The 23,324-nt window shown below is 57.7% G+C and carries 20 protein-coding genes; 2 read left to right on the top strand and 18 right to left on the bottom strand.

Features of this window, described 5'->3' with window-relative positions:
* Window positions 1-19: 19 nt before the first annotated feature.
* The gene (locus tag AC5DB9_RS12970; RefSeq protein WP_022957723.1) at window positions 20-250 is read right to left on the bottom strand and encodes a sulfurtransferase TusA family protein; all 231 of its coding nucleotides are present in this window, start codon (window positions 248-250) and stop codon (window positions 20-22) included.
* Window positions 251-438: 188 nt separating this feature from the next.
* Between AC5DB9_RS12970 and AC5DB9_RS12965 the strand changes: the two genes are divergently transcribed.
* Window positions 439-1,899 (top strand): M48 family metalloprotease, encoded by a 1,461-nt coding sequence (locus tag AC5DB9_RS12965; RefSeq protein ID WP_483374798.1) that lies wholly within the window; start codon window positions 439-441, stop codon window positions 1,897-1,899.
* Between the two features lie 23 nt (window positions 1,900-1,922).
* Here AC5DB9_RS12965 and nadA read toward each other — a convergent pair whose 3' ends face one another.
* The 7 genes from nadA to AC5DB9_RS12930 form a co-directional block, all read right to left on the bottom strand.
* On the bottom strand, window positions 1,923-2,972 hold the full coding sequence (gene nadA, locus AC5DB9_RS12960) for a quinolinate synthase NadA (protein WP_272989581.1): 1,050 nt from the start codon (window positions 2,970-2,972) through the stop codon (window positions 1,923-1,925).
* 90 nt (window positions 2,973-3,062) lie between these two features.
* The gene (gene pgl, locus AC5DB9_RS12955) at window positions 3,063-3,788 is read right to left on the bottom strand and encodes a 6-phosphogluconolactonase (RefSeq protein ID WP_272989577.1); all 726 of its coding nucleotides are present in this window, start codon (window positions 3,786-3,788) and stop codon (window positions 3,063-3,065) included.
* Window positions 3,781-5,220 (bottom strand): glucose-6-phosphate dehydrogenase, encoded by a 1,440-nt coding sequence (gene zwf, locus AC5DB9_RS12950; RefSeq protein WP_272989575.1) that lies wholly within the window; start codon window positions 5,218-5,220, stop codon window positions 3,781-3,783. The genes pgl and zwf overlap by 8 nt, the downstream gene beginning before the upstream one ends.
* Window positions 5,217-5,864, bottom strand: coding sequence for a bifunctional 4-hydroxy-2-oxoglutarate aldolase/2-dehydro-3-deoxy-phosphogluconate aldolase (eda, locus tag AC5DB9_RS12945; RefSeq protein WP_272989571.1), 648 nt, complete (start codon window positions 5,862-5,864; stop codon window positions 5,217-5,219). The genes zwf and eda overlap by 4 nt, the downstream gene beginning before the upstream one ends.
* A gap of 27 nt (window positions 5,865-5,891) precedes the next feature.
* On the bottom strand, window positions 5,892-7,739 hold the full coding sequence (edd, locus tag AC5DB9_RS12940) for a phosphogluconate dehydratase (protein WP_272989568.1): 1,848 nt from the start codon (window positions 7,737-7,739) through the stop codon (window positions 5,892-5,894).
* A 156-nt stretch (window positions 7,740-7,895) separates the two neighbouring features.
* The gene (locus AC5DB9_RS12935) at window positions 7,896-9,035 is read right to left on the bottom strand and encodes a CaiB/BaiF CoA transferase family protein (protein WP_272989565.1); all 1,140 of its coding nucleotides are present in this window, start codon (window positions 9,033-9,035) and stop codon (window positions 7,896-7,898) included.
* A gap of 219 nt (window positions 9,036-9,254) precedes the next feature.
* Complete coding sequence (locus AC5DB9_RS12930) at window positions 9,255-9,854, bottom strand: TetR/AcrR family transcriptional regulator (RefSeq protein WP_272989562.1); 600 nt, start codon at window positions 9,852-9,854, stop codon at window positions 9,255-9,257.
* Between the two features lie 134 nt (window positions 9,855-9,988).
* Here AC5DB9_RS12930 and AC5DB9_RS12925 point away from each other — a divergent pair, with 134 nt between their 5' ends.
* Entirely contained in the window at window positions 9,989-10,801 is an 813-nt protein-coding gene (locus AC5DB9_RS12925; protein WP_272989557.1) for a crotonase/enoyl-CoA hydratase family protein, read from the top strand.
* Here AC5DB9_RS12925 and AC5DB9_RS12920 read toward each other — a convergent pair.
* The 10 genes from AC5DB9_RS12920 to AC5DB9_RS12875 form a co-directional block, all read right to left on the bottom strand.
* Entirely contained in the window at window positions 10,783-11,316 is a 534-nt protein-coding gene (locus tag AC5DB9_RS12920; protein ID WP_272989740.1) for an MOSC domain-containing protein, read from the bottom strand. The two genes, AC5DB9_RS12925 and AC5DB9_RS12920, sit on opposite strands and share 19 nt — an antisense overlap.
* Window positions 11,316-12,107 carry a sterol desaturase family protein gene (locus AC5DB9_RS12915; protein WP_272989555.1) on the bottom strand — a complete coding sequence of 264 codons (792 nt, stop codon included), beginning with the start codon at window positions 12,105-12,107 and terminating at the stop codon, window positions 11,316-11,318. Before AC5DB9_RS12915 ends, AC5DB9_RS12920 begins: the two co-directional genes overlap by 1 nt.
* A complete protein-coding gene (locus AC5DB9_RS12910) occupies window positions 12,100-12,771 on the bottom strand; it encodes a TIGR04282 family arsenosugar biosynthesis glycosyltransferase (protein ID WP_272989553.1) in 672 nt (223 codons plus the stop codon). Before AC5DB9_RS12910 ends, AC5DB9_RS12915 begins: the two co-directional genes overlap by 8 nt.
* A complete protein-coding gene (locus AC5DB9_RS12905; protein WP_272989549.1) occupies window positions 12,771-13,538 on the bottom strand; it encodes a TIGR04283 family arsenosugar biosynthesis glycosyltransferase in 768 nt (255 codons plus the stop codon). Before AC5DB9_RS12905 ends, AC5DB9_RS12910 begins: the two co-directional genes overlap by 1 nt.
* Window positions 13,504-14,313, bottom strand: coding sequence for a DUF547 domain-containing protein (locus AC5DB9_RS12900; protein ID WP_272989546.1), 810 nt, complete (start codon window positions 14,311-14,313; stop codon window positions 13,504-13,506). Before AC5DB9_RS12900 ends, AC5DB9_RS12905 begins: the two co-directional genes overlap by 35 nt.
* A 1-nt stretch (window position 14,314) precedes the next feature.
* A complete protein-coding gene (locus AC5DB9_RS12895) occupies window positions 14,315-16,483 on the bottom strand; it encodes a dihydrolipoyl dehydrogenase family protein (protein WP_272989544.1) in 2,169 nt (722 codons plus the stop codon).
* Window positions 16,484-16,706: 223 nt separating this feature from the next.
* Window positions 16,707-17,957 carry a serine hydrolase domain-containing protein gene (locus AC5DB9_RS12890; RefSeq protein ID WP_272989541.1) on the bottom strand — a complete coding sequence of 417 codons (1,251 nt, stop codon included), beginning with the start codon at window positions 17,955-17,957 and terminating at the stop codon, window positions 16,707-16,709.
* A 53-nt stretch (window positions 17,958-18,010) separates the two neighbouring features.
* Entirely contained in the window at window positions 18,011-19,546 is a 1,536-nt protein-coding gene (locus tag AC5DB9_RS12885) for a carboxylesterase family protein (protein WP_272989538.1), read from the bottom strand.
* Window positions 19,543-21,066, bottom strand: a complete 1,524-nt coding sequence (locus AC5DB9_RS12880; protein WP_272989536.1) for a M28 family peptidase — start codon at window positions 21,064-21,066, stop codon at window positions 19,543-19,545. Before AC5DB9_RS12880 ends, AC5DB9_RS12885 begins: the two co-directional genes overlap by 4 nt.
* The gene (locus AC5DB9_RS12875) at window positions 21,066-23,237 is read right to left on the bottom strand and encodes a TonB-dependent receptor (protein ID WP_286855070.1); all 2,172 of its coding nucleotides are present in this window, start codon (window positions 23,235-23,237) and stop codon (window positions 21,066-21,068) included. The genes AC5DB9_RS12880 and AC5DB9_RS12875 overlap by 1 nt, the downstream gene beginning before the upstream one ends.
* Between the last annotated feature and the right edge of the window lie 87 nt (window positions 23,238-23,324).

Below are 23,324 nucleotides of genomic sequence, written 5' to 3'. Positions count from 1 at the left end.
AGCCCCATTAATTACTGCATTACTTTTTCTGAAGAACGTATCGAAACTCGCCGTCCCGCTCACTTTGCTCCAGCAGGGTATTGCCGCTCTGTCTGGCAAAAACCGCAAAATCACGCTGCGACCCAGCATCAGTGGCCAGCACTTCCAAGACCTCGCCACTGCCCATTCGGTTCAACGCCTGCTTGGCCTTGAGCAGCGGTAATGGACAATCCAGCTGTCTCGCATCCAGTCTCTCGGCAATTTCGCTCATAGCATACCTCGTTGGCGGAAGAGCCGCAGTATAGCCTGCGGGAACGCCGAAGCAGAACCTGGTAGCACTGCACTTTTTGCGCTTTATTAGGTCTGATCCGATACCCTCTTGTATGATCAGAGGCGAGCTGTCGGCAAGGCATTGCCATCGGCCACCCAAATGGGACAGCATTTTTAAACAAGGACCCAATGGTGTTACGACCCTTACTGCTTTTGTTTGTCAGCGCCTTACTGCTCTGCAACATCGCCACCGCTGCAGAGAGCCGTCCGATCAGCCAACAGTTGCCTGAGCTGGGAGAAGTCAGCGCCTCGCCCTATTCGCTGCAACAGGAATACGATCTTGGGCGGCTTTGGCTGAAAATGTTTCGCACTCAGGTGACAACCGTCGATGACCCGCAACTGCAAAGTTATCTGGAATCGCTGCTCTACAACCTGGCAGCCAACAGTGAACTGAAACAACGCCAGCTCGAGACCGTCATTGTCGACAACAGCACGATCAATGCCTTCGCGGTACCTGGCGGCGTTATTGGCGTCCACAGCGGCCTGTTCCTGTTCAGCGACAACGAGGCACAGTTCGCCGGGGTACTCGCCCACGAACTTGCTCACCTCAGCCAGCGGCACTTTTCCCGCTCCATTGATAAAGCTCGCGAAGCCAATATCCCCAGTCTGGCAGGTATGCTGGCGGGCATTATCCTCGCCGCCACGGTCGGCGCGGATGCAGGTATTGCCACGATTACGGCCAGCCAGGCGGCCGCACTCGACAGCCAACTGCGCTTCAGTCGCGAGCACGAACAAGAGGCAGACCGCGTCGGCATGGAAACCCTGTCTCGTTCGGGCATGGACCCCAATGGGATTCCGTCCATGTTCGAAAATATGAATGCCAATCTCCGCTACGCGCGTTCCAAACCGCCGGAGTTTCTGCTCACCCACCCGCTGACAGAGAACCGGATCAGCGACAGTAAAAACCGTGCGCGCAATTATCCGCGCAAGGTCTACACCGACAACTTGAACTTCCAACTGATGAAGAAGCGCGTCGAGCTGCTGCACAGCAAGAAACCAGAGAATCTACTCGCAGAGTGGCAGCGAGAAACCGACGTCAACGGCGAAGCCAAACACTATGGCCGAGTGCTCGCACTGATTGAACTCGAACGCTGGGACGAAGCCGATGCCCAACTGGCAACCCTGCTGGCCGACAATCCGCAGCGCATCGCTTACATTATCGCCCGCGCCGAGATACAGCAGGGGCAGGAAAAGGGCGAAGCGGCCATCGCCACTCTCAAGCAAGCCCTCTCACTGAGCCCGCGCAACCACTCACTGACGATGACGCTGGCCGCAATTCTTCAGGAAAATAAACTGTTCAGACAGGCCGATCAGTTACTCACGGTCCACAGCGAGCAACGCAGCGAAGACCCTCATCTTTGGTATGAATTGGCTGAAGTCCGTGGCCTGGCCGGAAATATTCTCGGCGTACATATGGCTCGTGCAGAGTATTTTATATTGGTTGCCCAGTTTGAACGCGCGTCAAAACAACTGCGCTATGCCCACCAGTTGATCGGCAGTGACAACCGCGTATTGGAAAGCAAAATTCGCCAGCGCCTGCGCGACATCGACGCGATGAAAGATGAAATGAAAGAACTACAGGGGGGCTGACACGCCCCCACGGAAAGAACACCTCAGCGTTTCGCTGCCGCAAAGTCCAGCATGCGAGTCAGAGGCTTCATTGCCTGCTCGCCCAGCGCCGGGTCAACGTGAATTTCATTGCCGCCATTTTCCAGCACGTCCAGCAGGTTTTCCAGGGCGTTCATCGCCATCCACGGGCAATTCGCACAGCTCCGACAGGTCGCACCACTGCCCGCCGTGGGCGCAATAATGAACTCTTTGTCGGGCACCAGTTGTTGCAGCTTATAAAAAATGCCTTGGTCCGTCGCTACAATCATCTGTTTGTTGGGCAGGTCGCGAGCCGCATTGATGATCTGAGTGGTCGACCCCACGACATCGGCCAACTCGACCACACTGGCCGGTGACTCCGGATGCACCAGCACCGCGGTCTCGGGGTACACGGTTTTCAGGTCGATAATCCCCTGAGCCTTGAACTCTTCATGCACGATGCAGGAGCCGTCCCACAACAGCACGTCGGCGCCGGTTTCACGACGCACATAATCGCCAAGATGCTTATCCGGCGCCCACAGAATTTTCTCCCCTTCGGCATCCAGATGATCGACAACATCCAGCGCAATACTCGAGGTTACTACCCAGTCCGCTCGCGCTTTAACAGCAGCAGAGGTGTTGGCGTAAACGACTACGGTACGGTCGGGATGCTGGTCACAGAAGGCGGCAAATTCATCCGCGGGACAGCCAATATCCAGAGAGCAGGTGGCCTCTAGCGTGGGCATCAGCACGGTTTTTTCCGGAGACAGAATCTTGGCGGTCTCCCCCATGAACTTAACGCCGGCCACAATCAGCATTGAGGCAGGATGATCACGCCCGAATCGCGCCATCTCCAATGAGTCCGAGACACAACCGCCCGTCTCTTCGGCGAGTGACTGGATTTCCGGGTCGGTATAGTAATGCGCTACCAGCACCGCATCGCGGGCCTTCAGCAAGGTTTTTATCCGTTCGCGCAATGCCGCACGCTCCCCCTCAGGGAGTTCGTTGGGCTGATTGAGCCGGGCAAGGTGATCGCGCACCAACTCTTTTGCAATTGCCTGTTCTGCCAAAACCATTTCCCCACGGTGAGGACGAAAAGCCCTCGATTTTAACAAACATTACGCAATCAGGGCCACATATGACCCGTTTCTGCTGTCACCTGGCGGTCACGGTGCCCAATATACCGTTTTGCGGCAATCCCCCGCCCCGAACAGCCGGGCAACTGGCGGGGGTTTGACGGCAAACAACGCGTCAGACAACACCGAGCGCTTGTCTTCTCCACAAATATGCAAAATAAGCTGCTCACAGTTCAACAGCCTTGGCAGGGTCAGGGTCAGGCGCTCGTAGGGACTGGAGGGCGTTTGCACGGCGATACAACTGTGACGCCCATTCAACGCCAAGCCGTCGCTGAGTTGCGCACTGTCTGGGAACAGCGAGGCAGTATGGCCGTCCGTCCCCATACCCAGCACGACACAGTCAAAGCGGGGAATGGCCGACAGTTCGGCATCGGCAACTTCCGCACCGGCTTCAACCGACGACACGTCGGATCGCAGAGGCAAAAAGCGCGCCTCTGCTGCACCGGCAGTCAGCAGCAGTTCGCGCAACTGACGCTCGTTGCTGTCGATGTGGTCGGCTGGTAACCAGCGCTCGTCGCTGAGGAGGACCGTAATCCTCGACCAGTCGAGTTCACTGATCGCCAACAGCGACAGCAGTCCTCGCGGAGTGCTGCCACCCGGCAGTACGAGGCTCGCCTCGCCCCGCGCCGTAACTGCGGCGCTGAGGACCGTACAGATATCATCGCACAGTGTCTGATCCAGCGAGCCACGACTACTGAAGCTGAATAATTGCGCCCCGCGCGAATCCAGGCGCCGCTCCAACATATGCTCATTCATGCCAACTGCGTCCATCCCTTTCGATCAACAACTCGGCCTTGGCAGGCCCCCATGTTCCCGCATGATAGTCTGTCACCGGCAGCGCCTGATCCTGCCACGCCTCAATCAGCGCATCGCACCATTTCCAAGACTCTTCAACCTCTTCCCGCCCCACAAACAGCGACGGATCGCCGTTGATAACATCCAGAAACAGGCGCTCATAGGCATCGGGCACACGCTGAATATCCGGCGAATTAAGAAAGTCGAGGTTCAGTGTTTTGGTCTCCAGCGCCAGCTTGTTTTTCAGGCTTTGCTGCTTGGACACCATCTGCATTTCTATGCCTTCGTTGGGCTGCAGGCGAATCACCAGACGGTTGGGAATGCTGTCGCCCTTTGCAAAAATATTGTGCGGCAGGCTTTTGTAGGTAATGACAATCTCGGTCAGTTTGCGGGGCATGCGTTTGCCGGTGCGCAGGTAAAACGGCACCCCGGCCCAGCGCCAGTTGTCGATATGCGCCTTGATGGCTACAAAGGTCTCGGTATCACTCTGCTCAACAGTGCAGTCTTCTTCATCGAGATAGCCGGGCACCGCCTCGCCCTGACTCCAGCCTTTGTTGTACTGTCCCCGCACCGCATGGGAGGCCACACTTGCTGCGTCGATGCGGCGCAGTGCGCGCAGAATTTTGACCTTTTCATCGCGAATACCTTCCGCTGTCACCGAATTTGGCGGCTCCATTGCGACCAGACAAAGCAGCTGCATCAAGTGGTTCTGCACCATGTCACGCAGCTGGCCAACATCGTTGTAGTAGGACCAGCGTCCTTCTATGCCCACGGTTTCGGCCACAGTAATCTGCACGTGATCAATGCAGCTCTGATCCCATTGGGTATTGATAAAACGGTTGGCAAAGCGCAATACCAGCAGGTTCTGAACCGTCTCCTTGCCGAGGTAGTGGTCGATGCGATAGATGTTCTCCTCGCTGACCAGCCGACCCACGGTTTCATTCACAGCGCGACTGCTGTCGAGATCGTGACCGATGGGTTTTTCCAGCACCACGCGGTTGCGACTGCCCAGCAGTTGCTGCTCGCCCAGCCGCTCACAGATCGGACCAAACAGTGACGGCGGCGTCGCCAGGTAGAAAACCGCCATCCGCTCAGGGGTCAGCAAATCGCTGAGGCGCAGGTATTCCTCAGGGTGGGCGAAATCAACACAGCAGTAATGCAGGCGTTCAGCAAAACCCTGCCACAAGGCCTCGCTGCTGATCAGACTGCTCAGGCGCTCGCGCTGCTGGGCAACAAATGCTTCGCGGCTCAGGTCGCGGCGCGCCAGCCCTATAATTCGTAAATCCGGCGGCAGCAGTTCTGCCAAATGCAGCTGATACAGCGCGGGGAACAGCTTGCGGCGAGTCAGGTCGCCACCCGCGCCAAAAATCACCAGATCGCGCGCCATACTCATCGGCCAGCCCCCGCCGCCACAGGTAACTGGCTGGCAATGGCCGCACGCTGCTGAATGGCCTGCCAGTCTCCCGCACGCTGTAAATCCAGCGGCGCAATCCACGATCCGCCAACGGTAATAACCGAAGGCAGGGCCAGATATTGCAGGGCATTCTCGGGCGTGATTCCCCCGGTTGGACAGAACTGTAAACCGGCCAGCGGCGCCGACAGGGCTTTGAGCGTCGCCAGCCCGCCCATCGCTTCCGCCGGAAAAAACTTGACGGCATTCAGGCCGCGATCCATGCAGGCCAGTGCTTCGCTGGCGGTCGCCACCCCCGGCAAAAACGGCAGTCCGGAGTTCATCCCGGCATCGAGCAAGGCGCTGTTACAGCCGGGCGTAACCAGAAACTCACTTCGCGCCGCTACAGCCAGCTTAACGTCGTGCGCATTCAGCACAGTGCCCGCGCCCACACACACGCCGTCTACCTCTTCCCGAATACGGTCGATGGCATCCAGCGCGGCGCGGGTTCGCAGAGTAATTTCCAACACCGGCAGGCCGCCGTCGCGCAGGGCCGTTGCCAACGGCACAGCGCACTCAGGGTCTTCAATCATCAGCACCGGCATCACCGGCGCCCGTTTCAGAATGCTGATCAACTGCTCGTGCATGACGCTCTCCCTGAAGCTGTTTGCCTGTTACCGCGACTGGACCTCACCTTCTGGCAGGGCGGGAAACAATACCGACGCGCCCTGTTCGGCGCTGCCCACGCGGTGCCTGAATACGGAAAACAATTCCCGGCCAACACCGAAACGGCTATCTTCTTCTTGGGCCAGCGGCTGACGCGCGGCAAGCTCGGCGGCGTCCACTTCGCAGTGCAACACACCGCTGACCGCATCGAGAATAATCCGGTCGCCCTCGCGCAGCCGGGCAATCGCGCCCCCGGCCGCCGCTTCCGGGCTGAGATGAATGGCGGCTGGCACCTTGCCCGAGGCACCCGACATGCGCCCGTCGGTAAGCAGAGCAACGCGGTGGCCGCGATCCTGCAGAACGCTCAACACCGGCGTCAGCTTGTGCAGCTCTGGCATTCCATTGGCCTGGGGCCCCTGGTACGGCAGAACAATCACGCAGTCTCTATCTAACTCGCCAGCCTCGAAGCGGGCCTGTAGCTCGCCTTGACTGGCGATCAGTACCGCCGGGGCATCTATGCGGTGAAATTCGGGGGCCACTGCCGACACCTTGATCAGCGCCCTGCCCAGATTGCCTTTCAGCAAACGCAGGCCGCCTTCGGTATCGAAGGGAGTTTCAAGCGAGGCGATCACGGCAGGATCACCGCTGTGCTTGGGCGCGGACTGCCAGTGCAACTGGCCCTTGCGCAGCACCGGTTCCTGCAGATAGCTGGCCATGCTCTCTCCCCACATGCTCGGCGCATCGCTGTGCATCAGCCCTGCGTCCATCAACATGCGAAACAGCAAGCTGCTGCCCCCCGCCGCGTGAAAGTGATTGATATCTGCCTGACCATTGGGATACACCCGCACCAGCAACGGCACGGTTTTCGACAGTGCATCGAGGTCTGTCCAGTCAATGATAAACCCCGCCGCCCGGGCAATGGCGATCAGGTGAATACCGTGGTTGGTAGAACCCCCGGAAGCCAGTAACACCACCATTGCATTGACGATGGAGCGAACATCCAGTGCCTCGGCCAGCGGCCGCGGCGAAGCCGACACGGCACTGACCCGGCACAGCTGGTGTACGGCCTCGCGATTGAGGGCTTCGCGCAGCTCGGTGTCGGGATTCACAAAAGAGCCGCCGGGCAGTTGCAGCCCCATCGCTTCCATTAACAGCTGATTGCTGTTGGCAGTGCCGTAAAATGTGCAGGTGCCCGCACTGTGATAAGACGCCGCCTCGGCTTCCAGCAGTTCCTTGCGCCCCACTTTACCCTCGGCATAGAGCTGGCGAACACGCTGCTTTTCTTTGTTGGGCAGGCCGCTGGGCATGGGACCCGCAGGAAGAAACATCATCGGCAGGTGGCCAAAATGCAGGGCACCGATCAGCAGCCCCGGTACAATCTTGTCGCAGATACCGAGACAAACCACCGCGTCGAACATCTGGTGTGACAATGCCACCGCCGTGGCCTGGGCAATCACATCGCGACTGAACAGGCTGAGTTCCATCCCCGGCATTCCCTGCGTAACACCGTCACACATAGCCGGTACGCCACCGGCAACCTGGGCGGTACAGGCCAGCTCACGTGCGGCAGTCTTGATTTTATCGGGGTAGTCCCGGTAGGGCTGGTGGGCCGACAGCATATCGTTGTAGGCCGTAACAATACCGAGGTTGGCGGCTTCCATCAGCCGAATCCGGTCTTTGTCGCCACCGTCACAGGCAGCAAAACCGTGGGCAAGATTGCCGCAGCTTAACTGGCGGCGGTTCGGTGCCTGCCGACCAGCCTGGTGCTGACGACGCAGGTAATCGTCACGACTGCCCGCGCTGCGGCGGGCAATGGCTTCCGTCACCCTGCGAACATCGGGATGAACAGTGCGCATTGCGGGCTCCCTGAGTTACGGCCGCCGGACCGGACAGGCGTATCGCCAATTGTATCCATTCGCGGCGGACTGTGTTCTGACTATAAAGGGGATGCGATATCCATACCAGCCATCAGCCGCCGCCGCGCACTTCGGAAAACCCGTATAGGAAAAGACTTAGCTCAGCGCTCCCTCAGCGCGAAGCTCGGCAAGGTGCTGCCCGTCGTAGCCCAGCTCTGTCAGCACAGCATCGGTGTGCTGGCCCTGCCGGGGCGCGGGGGCCGGAACTGCCGGTTCACTGCGGCTGAATTTGGGCGCAGGACAGGGCTGGGGATGGCCGCCCACCGTTACAAAGCTGTTGCGCGCCACATTGTGCGGGTGCTGCGGCGCCTCCGTCATGGACAACACCGGTGCAACACAGGCATCTGTGCCCTCCAGCAGCTCACACCAGGCATCGCGGGTGCGGGTTTTAAACAGCGCCTGTAGCTGCTCCTTGAGTTCGGGCCAGCGCGCGGCATCGTACTGATTGCCAAACACGGCTTCGTCCAGCCCCATGAGTTCCTTCAACAGCTGATAAAACTGCGGTTCGATGGGGCCGACAGACAGGTATTTACCATCCTGTGTTTCATACACTTCATAAAAGTGCGCACCGGTATCCAGCAGATTCACACCACGCTGATCCTGCCAGTTGAACGCCCCCAGATTAAAATTGCTGTACATCATGTGCATCAGTGCCGCCGAGCCTTCCACCATCGACACATCAACAACCTGACCCTTGCCGCTGCGACCGGCTTCGAGCAGAGCAGATACCACGCCGAAAGCCAGGAACATGCCACCGCCGCCAAAATCGCCCACCAAATTGAGCGGCGGCACCGGCTTGTCGCCCGCGCGACCAATCCCGTGCAAGGCCCCAGACAGCGAGATGTAATTGATGTCGTGCCCCGCCGCCTGAGACAGCGGCCCGGTTTGCCCCCAGCCGGTCATCCGCCCGTAAACCAGTTTGGGATTGCGCGCCATGCAGTCTTCAGGGCCAATGCCCAGCCGCTCGGCCACGCCGGGACGGAACCCCTCAATCAGCGCATCGGCCGTTTCGCAGAGTTTCAACAGAGCCTCCACAGCGCGGGGGGCCTTCAGGTTGAGTGCTATGGATTTCTTGCCGCGCTCGCTGATGCTGTTGACCGGCGCACTGTCTGCCGCCGCCGACTTACGGGTTACAGAGATCACCTCCGCCCCCATGTCAGCAAACATCATGCCTGCAAATGGTGCGGGCCCAAGGCCTTCAATTTCAATAATACGCAGTCCCTGAAGAGGTCCCATCTATTCGCTCCTGTGGTGAGTTTGGCGGCCGCGGCCTGCTGTTCCGGTGACAACAGTGGCGCCTAGTTATAACGTTCTGCAAGCACACAGCCTGCCGCAAGAATTCTTTGCTAACAAAGCGCTTGCTGACAAAAAAGGCGGCCTGGGCCGCCTATTATCACCGCCGCTGTCACACCGTGCCAGCGAAGCAGGCGCCAGTTATGGTTTCTGTATGCAGCCTCAGGGTTTGAGCAGGGGATAAATACAATCGACTATTTCCCGCGCCGCTGATGGCGGTTCACCAAACACAGCAGCGGAGCCGGACTGGCCGCCCGGAGTGAGTGCCGGTCGGTTGGCCACGCGATGCAGGGCACTGTGCAGCGCCGCGCCCAGAAAGAGGCTACTCAGGGCACACACATCAGCAGCACCGGAAATACTGCCAGCCCGCTGCAAAGCCTGTAGCCGCTGGCTTAGCGCCCCCTGCACCGGGAACAGTCGGTCCGCCTCGATCTTTCCCGCCAGATCGCGCACACTGCCCGCCCAGAACGGCGCCATCAGCGGCACCACCGCCATATAAAACGCCTCGGCACTGTCGTACACCCGGCACAGCCACTGCCGTAATTCGGCACTGTCGCCCTGTTCAACACAGTCCCTCGCATCGACCAGTTGCGGCAGACGCTCGCCGATCAGGGCGCGCAGCAAACCGGCTTTATCGCCGAAGTTATTAAACACGCTGGCTTCGGTAGTTCCCGCCCGCGCCGCCACGCCCCGTGTTGTCAGCGCAGCCGCCCCCTCGTCGCTGAGTAGCGCATAGGCGGCATCCAGCAATCGTTCTCTCACTCTCGGTCTCGCCACTACTTATCACTCCATTGATGTTGGCTACTATGTATTACACCCGAGTCACCGCGCAGGACACAAGGCATTGCGCTAAGATCAGCAACAAACGTCACCGTCCGACCTGCCCGGAGATTTGCATGACTGCGTTTACCCCCGTGCTGACCAAAACCGAAGACGGCATTTGCCATATTTCCATCCAGCGAGCCGCACAACGCAACGCAGTAGACGGCCCCACGGCCCGCGCTCTGGCTGAAGCATTCCGGCGCTTTGACCAGGACTGCGAGGCAAAAGTTGCCATTCTCAGTGGTGCTGGAGAGCATTTTTGCGCAGGCGCAGACCTCCATGCCTACGCCAGCGGCGACTCCGACCGACACAACCCCCTCGACGACAACGGCGATGGCCCAATGGGGCCGACACGTATGCAGCTAAGCAAACCGGTGATAGCCGCTGTAGACGGCTACTGCGTGGCCGGGGGACTGGAGTTGGCACTGTGGTGCGACCTTCGCGTTGCCACCGAGCGCGCCGTATTCGGGGTATTCTGCCGCCGCTTCGGGGTGCCGCTGATCGACGGTGGTAGTGTTCGTCTGCCGCGCCTGATCGGGCAGAGCCGCGCTCTGGATATGATTCTTACCGGCCGTCCCGTCGGTGCCCAGGAGGCACTTGGCATGGGGTTGGCAAACCGGGTGGTCAGCCCTGAGCAACTGGCAGGTGAAACCCTGGCACTGGCCAGACAGATTGCCGACTTTCCACAGCAGTGCCTGCGCAATGACCGGCAGAGCGCGCTATCGCAGTGGTCGCTGAGTGAGGAAGACGCCATTAAGGCCGAGTTTGCGCTGGGGCGTGACACCCTGAACAGCGGCGAATCCCGCAGTGGCGCAGCGGCGTTTGCCAGCGGACGCGGACGCCACGGCGACTTTCAAAGCACTGACCTTCAAAACAATGAACCCTGAACACTCTCGGGCAGTGCCTGCTCATCCAATGGGCGCAGGCGATCCCCCACTGCAAGGCGCCCGCTTTGCAACACCCTGGCACACAAACCGCCGTAGCCAAGCATGGCCACCACACCACCAGCCCCCAGTGCTTCATCCATCCGCGTACAGGGGTGACACAGTGCCGTTGCCTGAAACACGGCATCACCGATCTGGAAGTACTGGTGGCGCAGCGCATTTAAGTTAATTCCCGACACCAGCAGATTGCGGCGCAACAACGCCGGGTCTAATTCCCGGAGTCCCAGATGCCGGGCAATACTGTCAACAAATTCAACGCTGATCAGCGAGACCTGCCTGCCGGAACCGGGCCGCCCGGCCATACGCCGGTCGCCTTCCAGGCCATAACCGGCAACAGCAGTGGTCGAAGACAGCGCCACCATCCCCTCTCGCCGCCCCGGCCGCACGCCTATCCACTGCAATTTGCCCTCCGGCAAGTCGCGTAAATAACGGGCCAGTAGCCGCCCCTGTGCTTTCATCACTTAGCCCTCCTACGCCGGTAAAACGGTGACAGCAACAGCGCACCAAGGCTCTGAGGCAGCTGCCGTCGCTCCGGCAAGCCCAGTACCAGCGCCTCGTCACCGGCACTGGCTGCGCGTTGATAGCTTCCGAACCAGCGGTCCCAACAGCTCAGACTGAAACCGAAGTTGTGCTGGCTTTCACGCCACTGCCGCGAGTGGTGAATGCGGTGCAGTGCAGGGGTAATCAGGACGCGTCGCAACACCCTTTCCAGCGCTGCTGGCAGCGCAATATTGCTGTGATTGAACAGCGCGCAGGCATTCAACCACAGTTCGAATAGCAACACGGCCTGTGCAGGCAGCCCTAACAGGGCAACCGCAGCGGCCTTGATCAGCATCGACAACACAAACTCCAGCGGGTGAAAGCGCAAGCCGGTACTCACATCCACCGCCAGATCGGCGTGATGTACCCGGTGCAGTCGCCACAGCCACCGCAGGCGATGAAACAGGCGGTGCTGCCAGTAAATCAACAAGTCCAGCAAGACCATACCCAGCGGCACGGAAACTGCGAGCGGCAGGGCAAAACGGTTTGCTAGCCCCACGTTCTCAGCAGCGGCCCACAGCGCCACCCCCGTCGCAGCAGCGGGAAAAACCAGCCGCAGCAACAGCGTGCCCAGCAGCGACAACCCCAGATTATTCCACCAGCGCCGACGCGATACCGGGCGGTATGGGCGCCGGTACTCCAACAACGCAAACAGGATAAACACCGCAAAAAAGCTGCCCAGACGCAGGCTGGCTTCCCAGTCAGCCATCGGCCGCCTCCCCATACCTCCTCAGCACCTCGCAGCGCCGAAGAAAAGCTGCTGGCTGCAAGGGGACATCGGTGATCACGTCGAGATCAGCCAGTGCGGGCCGCTCTCGCCATGTCATTCCTGCGGCACGCAGGCGCGCCCGGGTCTGCTCGGCCACGCTGGCCGTACTCCACGCAATTCCGTCAAAAATCCCCGGCACAGGACCAGGCAACCCTAACAGTACATAACCGCCATCCAGTGCCGGAATCATCACAGCCACCCCCTCGTGCAGGCAGGCGGCGGCCCACTGTACGTCGCCGGGCTGTAACGACGGACAATCGGCGCCAATCAGTACCACAGGTTCCGAGTTCACCGCCCGCTGCATTCGCTCGCCGAGATTTCCCTCTCCCTGGGCCACTGAGCTAAAACCAGCCAGCTGCGGCACAGTCTGCCAGCATGGATCAGCGGGGCTTGGAGTCAGCCGCAATTCAGTATTCAGCCCCGCCCCATCCGGCAGCTCACCAACGGTCGCACACAACTGCAGGGTGTGCTGCAGCAGAGCACTTGCCACCGCCGCCGCGCCGGCTTCACCCAGAGCGGGAATAAGGCGGGTTTTGGCCCGGCCCGGCGCCGGGTATTTAGCGAACACACAGAGGCGCACCCTGGTTTTACCGTTGCCACTCATCAGGATTGTCGCTCTCTTGGCGTTGCCGCTTTAGGGAGCTGCCTGTCGTCGGGATAGTAACTGCGCACCAGCTGCTCGGCGGGAACACCCGCAAAATATTGCAGGCGCAACCACCACATCAGCACAATAGTTCGCCAACACCCCTGTTGCTCCCAGCGTCGGCCCGAGGTGACAATCCGGCTGCGCAAACAGTGGGGACGCGCCAAGCGCCGCAGGCGGCGACTTAATTCAATGTCCTCCATCAATGGCTGCGCAGGGTAGCCCCCCACCTGAACAAATACGTCGCGCCGCACAAAAATGCCCATATCCCCGGTCGCTATGCCAGTTAGCCGCGACCGCAGGTTCATCAGCGCCGCGATCAGTTTCAGCATGACAAGCCGTCCTTCAAGGCGCACATCAAAGCGCCCCCACGTGGCGCTGGTGTCGCGGCAGATCGCAAGCAGCGCCTCAAGCGCCGGACGGTTAAGCTGGGTGTCGACATGCAGAAACAGCAGATAACGCCCTGCGGCTAGCTGCGCACCAGCATTCATCTGCCGGGCACGCCCCGCTTTACATTCCAGCACCCGCTGCCCGTGCTCCCGCAGATATTCGAGGGAGCCATCAGCACTGCCACCGTCAACAAACAACCATTCAATATCGGGGTAGGCCTGCTGCCAGCGTCCCAGTCGGGATAGGGCCACCGGCAAGATAGCCCGTTCATTGCGCAGTGGCAGCACAATACTCAGCAGCGGCTCAACCATGCCCGTCATTCCCAGACCGCCATTCATTCAGTCGCCAGTCGTAATCGGAGAAGCGTATCGGCAGGCGCCCTTTGTTCAGCTTGACCAGTCCTTCGGCATTCAGCTCCAGCGCATCGGCATAGGCCGCCAAAAATTCGGGCAGCGACGTCATACCCCGCCAGCCCTGTTCAAAATCCTTGCGATACCAGTCAAACAGTTTCGACAGATACAAGCGCCCCTCGCGCACACCGTTGCGCTGCCGGTCGGCCAGAAAGCGGCGTGTGGCGCGCTCCAGCTGAGCCTCCAGCACCTCGCCAATATAGGCCTCTTCCGCCAGCGCCGGGCAGCCGATACTCGCGCAATTTACGGCAAAGTGGATACGTGGCTCACTAAAATCGCGGCGGATCATGCCATGTTCAATGTCATCCAGACTGCGCTGCTGACCGAGAAGCGGAATAAAGCGCTGCGCCCAGGGCGAACGAAACCAGCCGCCAATATCCCGGATCGACGCGATGTCGCCGTAGTGGCGCAATACCAGCTCCACCGTCCAGGCATTGTAGGCATTGATGAGAAAAGCCAGCTGGCGGGCCGCCGGCCACTGCGCATAATCCGCCGCTGTCACGGCAGACAGCGCGTTTAAATACTGTGAAAGCTGCGCGCGATCTCGCTGAAACCCCAGGTAATCGACAGCCGTCGCATGACCGCCGCGCTGGCTTTTCACATGCCGCGACAGCAGTTCCTGCCAGTCATTGTGCAAGGTATCGGCCCGCAACGGTTTGCACAGTCCCAGCACACAACACAACATCAGCAACCAGGCACGCAACTTATTGCCCTCCCCGCTGCCAGCGGAAAAAACGCGCGAGCAGGCGCAACACCCACTCAGGCTGATGGGCTTTGCGCCACTCCCCGGCCACATACTTATTGGCTTCTGTCAGGGTGGGATAGGCGTGCGTTGTTGCCAGCACCTTGCGCAGGCCCAAACCGTGTTTCATAGCCAGAACATACTCTGCCAGCAATTCCCCCGCCTGCGCCCCGACAAGGGTCACACCCAGAATCCGGTCTTTACCCGGTGGTGTGAGCACGCTGATAAAACCTCCGGTGTCGCCGTCGCAAATTGCCCGGTCAAGGTCACTCAGCGCGTAGCGGCTCACTTCCACTGCCACACCCTGCTCGCGGGCTTCCTGCTCATTAAGCCCGACGCGTGCCACTTCCGGGTCGGTATAGATCACTCGGGGAATGACCGAGTAGTCCACCGGAAATTTCTTAAAGCGGCCAAACAGGGCGTTCACACAGGCATACCAGGCCTGGTGGGCCGCAACATGTGTCAATGGGAAGGGGCCTCCCACCACATCTCCGGCAGCGTAGATATGCGGGAACCGGGTTTGCAAAAAGGCGTTAGTGCCCAGCGGCAATGCCGTATCAATACCCAGCGTCTCCAGACCAAAGCCCTCCAGTCTGGGCCGCCGCCCCACCGCACAGATCAACATATCGTAGGGCAAAGCGCGCACATCACCGCTGGCCAGATCCTCAATAACAAGGCACTTTTCGCCGCTGCGTTGCTCGCAGCGCAGCGCCCGATGGCGACAAAAAACCTCCACCCCATCCTCGGCAAACTGCCGGGCCAGAGACGCCGACACCGCTTCATCTTCACGGGCCAGCAGGCGCGGCAGCATTTCCAGCTGGCTAACTTTTGAACCCAGCTGCGCCAGACATTGGCTTAATTCACAACCGATAGCTCCGCCACCCAATACCAGAACACGGGCAGGCGGATGTGTGTAGCTCGCCAGTGCTGCCCACAGTGTTTCACTGGTCTCAAAGCCCAACTCGGCCATACCGGGAATCGGAGGCACCACGGGTTCGGCTCCGCTGGCAATAATAATATTGCGCGCCGTCAGCCGCCGGGACTGGCCCGCATCGCTGTCGATTTCCAGCGTCCAGGGATCAACAAAGCGCGCATAGCCCTTAATCACCTCAACGCCCAGTCCGGTGTAGCGCTCAACACTGTCGTGGGGCGCAATATCGGCGATAACCTGACGCACGCGGGCCATCACCCGCGTAAAATTCACGCTAGAGGCCTCCACATTCACTCCAAAGTGGTCGGCCCTGCGCAGCTGCGAGGCCAGTCGGGCAGAGCGGATAAGTGCCTTGCTCGGTACACAGCCGGTATTCAGACAGTCGCCACCCATCTCCCCCGCTTCTACCAGCGTCACTTTGGCGCGCAGTGCGGCAGCGATATAGGCGCTGACCAGTCCCCCGGCCCCCGCACCAATCACCACCAGATTGCGGTCGGCACGCACCGGCCGCCGCCAGCCGCGATACACCCGGCGGTGCTGTAAACTGCCGAGAACACGCTTGGCAAGCAGCGGAAAAATCCCCAGCAGAGAAAATGCCACTATCAGCGACGGCGAGAGAATGCCGGACAGGCTATCGACCTGCCCCAGCTGCACACCGGCGTTCACATAAACCGCCGTTCCCGGCAACATGCCCAACTGACTCACCCAGTAAAAGCGCCGCGCAGGCAGCGCCGTCAGTCCCATCAGCAGATTAATCAGAAAAAACGGAAACAGCGGCACCAGCCGCAGGGTAAACAAATAAAACCCGCCCTCGCTGGCAATACCTGCATCAATTTTTTTCAAACGTTCGGGAAAGCGCTGCTGCAAACTGTCGCGCAGCAGATAACGGGCAACCAGAAAGGCCAGCGTTGCCCCAATAGTCGAGGCAAATGACACCAGCACCAAGCCCTGCCAGAAACCAAGTACTGCGCCGCCAGCCAGCGTCATCACCGCCGCCCCCGGCAACGACAGTGCCGTGATCAACACATATCCAAGAAAAAACAGCAGTGCGAAAAGCCAGGGCCGGGCTGTCTGCACCCGAACAATGTCGGCATGCAGCGACTTCAACCCCGCCAGACTCAGATACTCTGTCAGCCCACTGCCCAACACGCCTGCCACCAACAACAGCAAGACGACCAGCAGCAGTCCTTTTCTTCTCATTGTGCGCCTCCGCTGCCCAGCCCTTCACCCGCAATACTCTGTCGGGTTCTCTACGCAAATCATCGCTGTAACGATTCCACAAATCGGGCCGGTCGCCAAGCGTGAGCAAAAAATACCCGGCCAGACCGGGTAACAGCGGCAATTTGAGAGGTTTGACAGCCCTGCTCGCCAACGAGGCAATGCGCTCTGTCAGCAGTTGATTTTTCTGGAAGTACAACCGGAGTCAGTCGGAGAAATATTCCGCAATAGGGCGAAGTAAGCGATAGGCACTTTTTTCCCTCGACGTGGAATACATAGCAATAACCACTTCCCTGGAGGGCGAGACATACAATGCCTGCCCATCGTATCCGGACTTGAACAGGTCGCCGTCGGAGAACAGGGCATCCCACTGAGAGGGCGCAGCAACCGGCGCAGCTCCCAACAGGGCTTGCGCTTTCTTCACGGCCAATGGTGCATTAAGGTAGGCACGCTGACCATTTTTATACGTAGCCAGCCTCTTCAGCGCAGAAGCGGGAATAACAGCAGGATTATGGCCGCCTGGAGTAAATAGCAGACCAAATCTCGCTAAGTCTCTCAAACGCGAAGAAAACATACCGTGGGCGATGGCGCGCCCTTCGGGAGTCAACCCCATCAGGGCATCACCCTCAGCGCCGATTTTCGACCAAATACGCTCCTGTAATACCTCGCTATAACGCATCCCTGTAACGCGCTCTATCAGCAGGCTCAAGATGTTGGTATTTGCCGAGGAATATTCGTATCGGCTTCCTGGCTCCTGTGCCAACACCATGGACCGAAGCGCCTGATCATGGCCCAGCGGCTCATGCCCGGCCCGAGTCAGAATAGCCTCGGCATAAATCAGGCGACCAATGCCTGAATCGGGATTGGCATACCCTTCCGGCGTATCTAGCGCATCAATACCGCTGCACATATTCAAAACCTGCCCAACAGTAACTCGTGCCCAAGCCGTTTTCTTAAACCCTGGCAGGTAAGAGGCAACGGAAACATTGAGTTTTAATTTTCCTTCATCGACCAACTGCTCAATAAGAACCCCCGCCGGAACTTTCGCAACAGACCACCAAAGATGACTGTCTTCCTCGCGCATTCCCGGATAATGCTCAAGAACAATTTCCCCCCGATGAACAACAATCAGCCCCTGCAAACGAGAGCGGGGGTCCTCAAGCAGCGATTCAACAGAGACTTCGCCCAGAGCGGAACTGACTTGCAGCGCCATCAAGTCCGCGTTGGGTTTCAGAGGCAGAGAACGCACCCCACCCTGGCGAGCAACCAGGTGATGGGGAAAGAACTCCGCCATATTCAGATAGGTGTATAACGCCTGATTGCCCGCAGTGGCCAGTTTAAATGGGGCAAAATGCTGCCGGACCGTTGCGGCTTCCTCAACAGAAAACCCGTCTCGTGCCACCGACACCGGCCACATACTTGCCGTCACATTTTTCGCCAGCACCTCGGCACTCACCAACCACAAACACAGTAGTCCGCAAACCAGCACGCGAATACAGGCCGATAGCTTTATCTTCCCCATCGTTCAATCTGCTCCTCTTTCCCCCACCACGGCAGCCAGGGTTTCTTGGGTATGATGTTGGGGTCGCCTGTGTGAACAAAGGCTTTGATGCTCCTTACGATCTGCTGGTGCAGCGCCGCCCGATACTCGGCATTTTCCTCAGTCCATGCAAAGCGCATGTAAGATTTTCTGTCATCAATAAAATTGCCAAAGATAAACGGAATATCCAAACCGTGCAGTGCTCCGAGTTCAGATCGCCAAGGATCGGGATAGTCAGCCCACTCAAATTGATAGGCATACATAATCGGCAAGCTCTCGGCATAGCTATCCAGTATTTTTTTAAATCTTCTGTCGAGCGCCCAGCTACTCATAGAAATTTTGATGCCACGATTTAAACCGGCAAACCAACCGAGTTTCTGATTGATGGTCTCCTCGCGAGGCTCACCATCAAAAAGAGGCCAGAGCTGGTTGGCATTGCGGCCTATACCTTTGATAGGTACCAGCGTTGTCATTTCGTCCCGGGTTTTGCCGATCAGAAGCGGTACAACACTGACGGCTTTTGCGGCCAGTTTATCGGCCTTATTCAGGGCCATTAGCACCGTCCCGTCGTCAACAGCGAGCGGATACAGCCCTCGCCCACTTGCACGCAACAGGTCTTCGGAGGATTTGGCGTACAGGTAATCACGCAGCTGCTCTGGGGACATGGAGGCAAGCAACCGGGCGGCCGCTTTTTTATTCTCGGCAAGCCCGTCGTTAATTAACAACGAGGTCAGCAGCACGTCTGTTCGCTCTTCAGCTTCGCCCATCGAGGCAGAAAATGGCAGCCCAGAAAAGCTGATGGCCTTCTGGAACTTGCCCTCTGCCAGAGGAGAGCGAAGCAGCGCCAATACCGCGACCGCGCCCGCCGACTGGCCGGAAATAGTGATGTTTGACGGGTCACAGCCCAGCGGCTGGCAATTCTGCCGCGCCCAGTCCAGCACCTGGATCATATCCAGTAAATAAAAGCTGCCCGAGTCTTCGGCGGCGTTTCCCGTCTGCAGGGCGGGGCTCTGCAACGATCCCCATACGCCCAGACGGTAGTTGGCCGTAATCACCACGGCTCCGGTTTCCTTAGCCAGTGTTTCCCCGTCATACATGGGATGAGCAGCGGTACCCGCAATCCCCGACCCGCCGTGAAAAAACACCAGTACGGGACGTGCTTGAGCACCGCTCTCTGGCACCCAAACATTGAGGTAAAGGCAGTCCTCACTTCCATACGGTTTGTCAAAAGTCGCTTGATCATTACTGGCAAAAAAGCCGCCGATCTGTGTGCAGGCGTCCGCATATTCATGGGCTTTGCGAACTCCACGCCAGGGAGACACCGCCTGCGGAGCCCTCCAGCGCAACTCTCCTACAGGTGGGGCCGCATACGGCACGCCCAAATACCTCGAAACACCGCCCTGTTGTTTGCCCTCTAGTAGGCCCGCATCAAGAGTAACAACCGCCGCGCTGGCAGCAGCACTGAGCAGCGCCAGGCAATAGCAAGCAAATACCCGAAAAATCATTCTGCAAACTCCCGTAACTGGCCCATAGGTGTACGGGCCAGCCTCAGTGTCATCTCTGTAAATGCCATTGTCTCCCGCTGCAGGCGCTGATAATCCACCTTATCCGCCGTACTGATTCCCCAATTAAACAGATAGTTGGGACCAGCAATATAATTCGCCGTCGGAATCCGCACACGCCCCCAAAATACCTGCCCTTCCCCCGGCCAGACATGATCGTGGAAATACCCACCTCCCTGAGGACGGGTCGGCCCACGGATAATGGTGGGAGCAGAGTCGGCCCTATTAACCGCATCCTTAGCGGCAGCAATCAGCGCGGGTATATTCGGCATAAAAAACACATAGGGTTCAGCCTTTCCTGTGGGCATCCAGCGCCCCCCCGGGCCTTGCACCCACTCCTCGGCACCGAGATGCTCCAAACAGAGCAAGGCCGCAATTTTCCCTAGCGTTTCATCATCCAGATGTGCATCTACAAAGGCTTGCCCTCCCTGAGCACCGGCAAAATGCCCCGTTGTAAGCAAAACCATAACACTGCGTGGCAACGCCTCTCTCGGCAAACGGGAAAGGTACTGCGCCATAGCAACAATCACATTAGGCCCATTGTCTTCTATACCATTTGGGCCATCTGTATGACTATTCAGCACAATCAATTCGTCAGAAGCACCGGGGATTACCCCAATAAGATTGCGGCTGTTAACACTGCGTATTTTCGCATCAACCATCAACCGCACGTCGAAGCCGCGTTCGGCCAACGTCAGTAACGTATGCCCCACATTTTTATCCACATACAACGCCGGGACTCCACGGCTTTCGCCATCGTAAGGAGCATAAAGTCCCAGTGCATTGGAGGCGGGTTCGTCCAGAATAAATACCGCACCTATCGCCCCGGCCTGCTTTAAAGCATCCAGCTTCTTTGCCATCTGGCTGGTGGAAAAATACGTTCTTTCGTAGGGCCTTGCTGACGCAGGATACTGGCCGAAACCATGGAGGGAAAAAGCCGCTTCCGCAAAGACCTCCAATGTCGTTTTAGGTTTGCTCAGCGGTATCAACGCAACGTTTCCTTTAAGCTTATCACCATTGAAATCGTTATCGCTCTGAACTAGCTCCAGCCTTCCCCTGACCCCATCCTGGGGAGTTCCTCCAGAATAGGGAACAAAACTGGCGGTAGGTAAAGTAATCACATCAGTATCAGCATTACCAATAACCTCCAAAGACCACTTACCCACCTCCCATTTTTTAAGGGTAACAGGCTCTTCATAGACGTTTGGAATACCTGCTTTTATAAGCCTTTCTCGCAGTACGTCAATATAGGCCTCGTGAGCCGTACTACCCGCTGCGCGAAGCCCTCGTTGATCCAGATCAACTTGCCAGTCGCGGTGTTGATCAGCGGAAACAAACTGATCGGCCCTGACGGTCATGGCATCCTCAGCGGACAATGCACTGCCAGGCCACCCCTCCCCGGCCCATCCAGAGCAAGGGACGCTCAAAAGAATAGCGGTCAGAATTCTTGTTAGGATATTCATTAATCTAACTCCAAGCTAAACCGGGCGGTGACGGTTCGCGGCGGGTTCAGAATGTAGAAGTTATCGCCAGCAGCAGCATTAATGACACTGACAGGAGCAGTTTCGTTAGTGAGATTAAGGACATTAAGTGCCAGCGTGGGACGTCCTTTAAGAGAGGGTATTGAAAAACTCATCCCCAGGTTGTATGAGCCATAGTCATTGACGATTTCATCTGATGCGATGTCGTTATAGGTTTCCCCGACATACGTATATCCAAGCAATACCGACATATTGACTAGCCAGTCTGGAGAACCATAAGCCGCCAAATTTGCGCTGTATTGGTAGTCTGCGGATCCAGGAAGAGTCTTGCCTGCCGGAACAATGTCTCGTCCGGCCTGGAAATCTTCAGTAGTTCGCGCATCGACTGTGCCGCCGCTAAGACTGAAAATAACGCCGGGGATAGGGGTCAGCCATCGGAGATTCGCCTCAAATCCATCACTTTCCGCACTTCCCACATTGTCATAGTAATTAATTTGTATTGCGTTCTTCAGCACGACAAGTGCATCGGTATAGTCGATATGAAATGCAGTTATATCGAATTCAAGCGTGTTTCTTAACCAGGAAGTGCGAAGGCCCAGTTCGTAATTCCAAATGTAGTCGGAATTATAAGTACCTGGAACATTCTGTAGTTCATCTTCCGGAAGGTTCTGTATACCGCCAAACCGGAACCCCTTGTTCGCCAGAAAATATAACGAGTGGTCATCAGTGAAATGGAAGGTAGCCGAGAACTTGGGGTTGACTCCCTCTTCCGTAATGCTCGTTGTGAAGTCCGCAGGAGACTGGCCGTTGTTTACCAACCTGGCACCTATTCCCCGCCCCACAAAGCCTCCATCAACAGTAGTACGGTAAATACGTGCACCAGCCGCAAGCTCTAACCTCGACCAGGGGCGCCAGGTTAAATCAAAAAACAGAGCTTCTTCTTTTGCCTCAGCATCTGTCTCCGCACAGAGTACTGCCAGCTCGCAAGAAAGGTCGTCAGAGCCCGGCAATATCACGTTCAGTACACCCCCGGTCAGCGCACCAAGCCCCAGTGAATCGGCAAGGGTTTGCACTGTATTCGAAACAGTGCCCAACAAGTTGGAAGCGTCATCCAATGCCTGTACGTTTAATGATAGGAAATAGCGTATGGGGGATTCTAGGTAATATCCGCCTACCAGCCATTCAAAACGCTCACCGCCAATAGACTGGAGCCGCAGTTCATATTGGTTAGACTTCGACTCCTGATCTGTCACAAAAGGCATGGCAAGTAATTCAGGACTCCCAGCAGCGGGGGTGCCCAACATGGCACCGTAGGAATCAATGGTGTTAAAGCGCTTTTTCTCGGTCTTGGAATTACTGGAAACCAGTCTTACATGTTCCCAGTCATACTGTATCTCAAGATTTTGCATACCAAATTCATGACGATTCGGCCACGGTATCAGTGAACCTTTTGTAGCCCTTGGGCCATCAATATGGTCAGAGATAACCAGACCATTTTCAGCATCATAGTCTTGTTTTAAAAAGGTATACCTTACCTGTAAGGCATCCGATGGCTGCCAAAGTACAGCAGCTCGAATCTGATCTCCCTCCCCTTGATCTACATCCCTCTTGAATTGCTCCGGACGCAAATCATCTGTAACACCAGGGTATTCTCTACGGATAAACGCAAGCCTTGCACCCAAATCGCCGTCCTCCCCCAGCAGAGGAATATTGATGACAGCTCCCTGTACAAATCCGGTTGACCCTTCTTCCGGCTCAATATGCTGTGCAAAATAACGCAGCTCCCACTGATCCGGCTTAGGATCGTTCAGGCGGTATCGCAAAACTCCAGATAACGCCGCACCACCAAATAACGTTCCCTGAGGCCCCTTAAGCACCTCTACTGCAGCCAGATCAAAAGCCGAAAGGTCTGGGGTAATGCTCGCGGCATAGGGTTCATTCAAGGCAGTATCGCCAATAAATATCCCTACCGGATACGGGACTGTGCTAGTGGGAGAGGCGCTGGTGGAAATCCCCCGCATCACAACGCGCTGATCCCCCGGACGGGCCGAATTGGAAGTAACTCCTGGGGTCTGTTCAAGTATGTCGTTAACGCTCAACATTCCTCTTGACTCCAGCTCTCCGCCATCAAATGCCGAAATAGAGGCCGCAATGTCCCGGAGAGATTTCTCACGCTTTGTTGCAGTTGTAGTGGCATAGTGAATTTGGCCACCTAATTAGAGGTGATAGCATCACCTCAT

The organism is Spongiibacter sp. (assembly GCF_984394615.1).
Note: the sequence above shows the minus strand (reverse complement) of the source record. Positions and strands in the feature narration are given on the sequence as shown.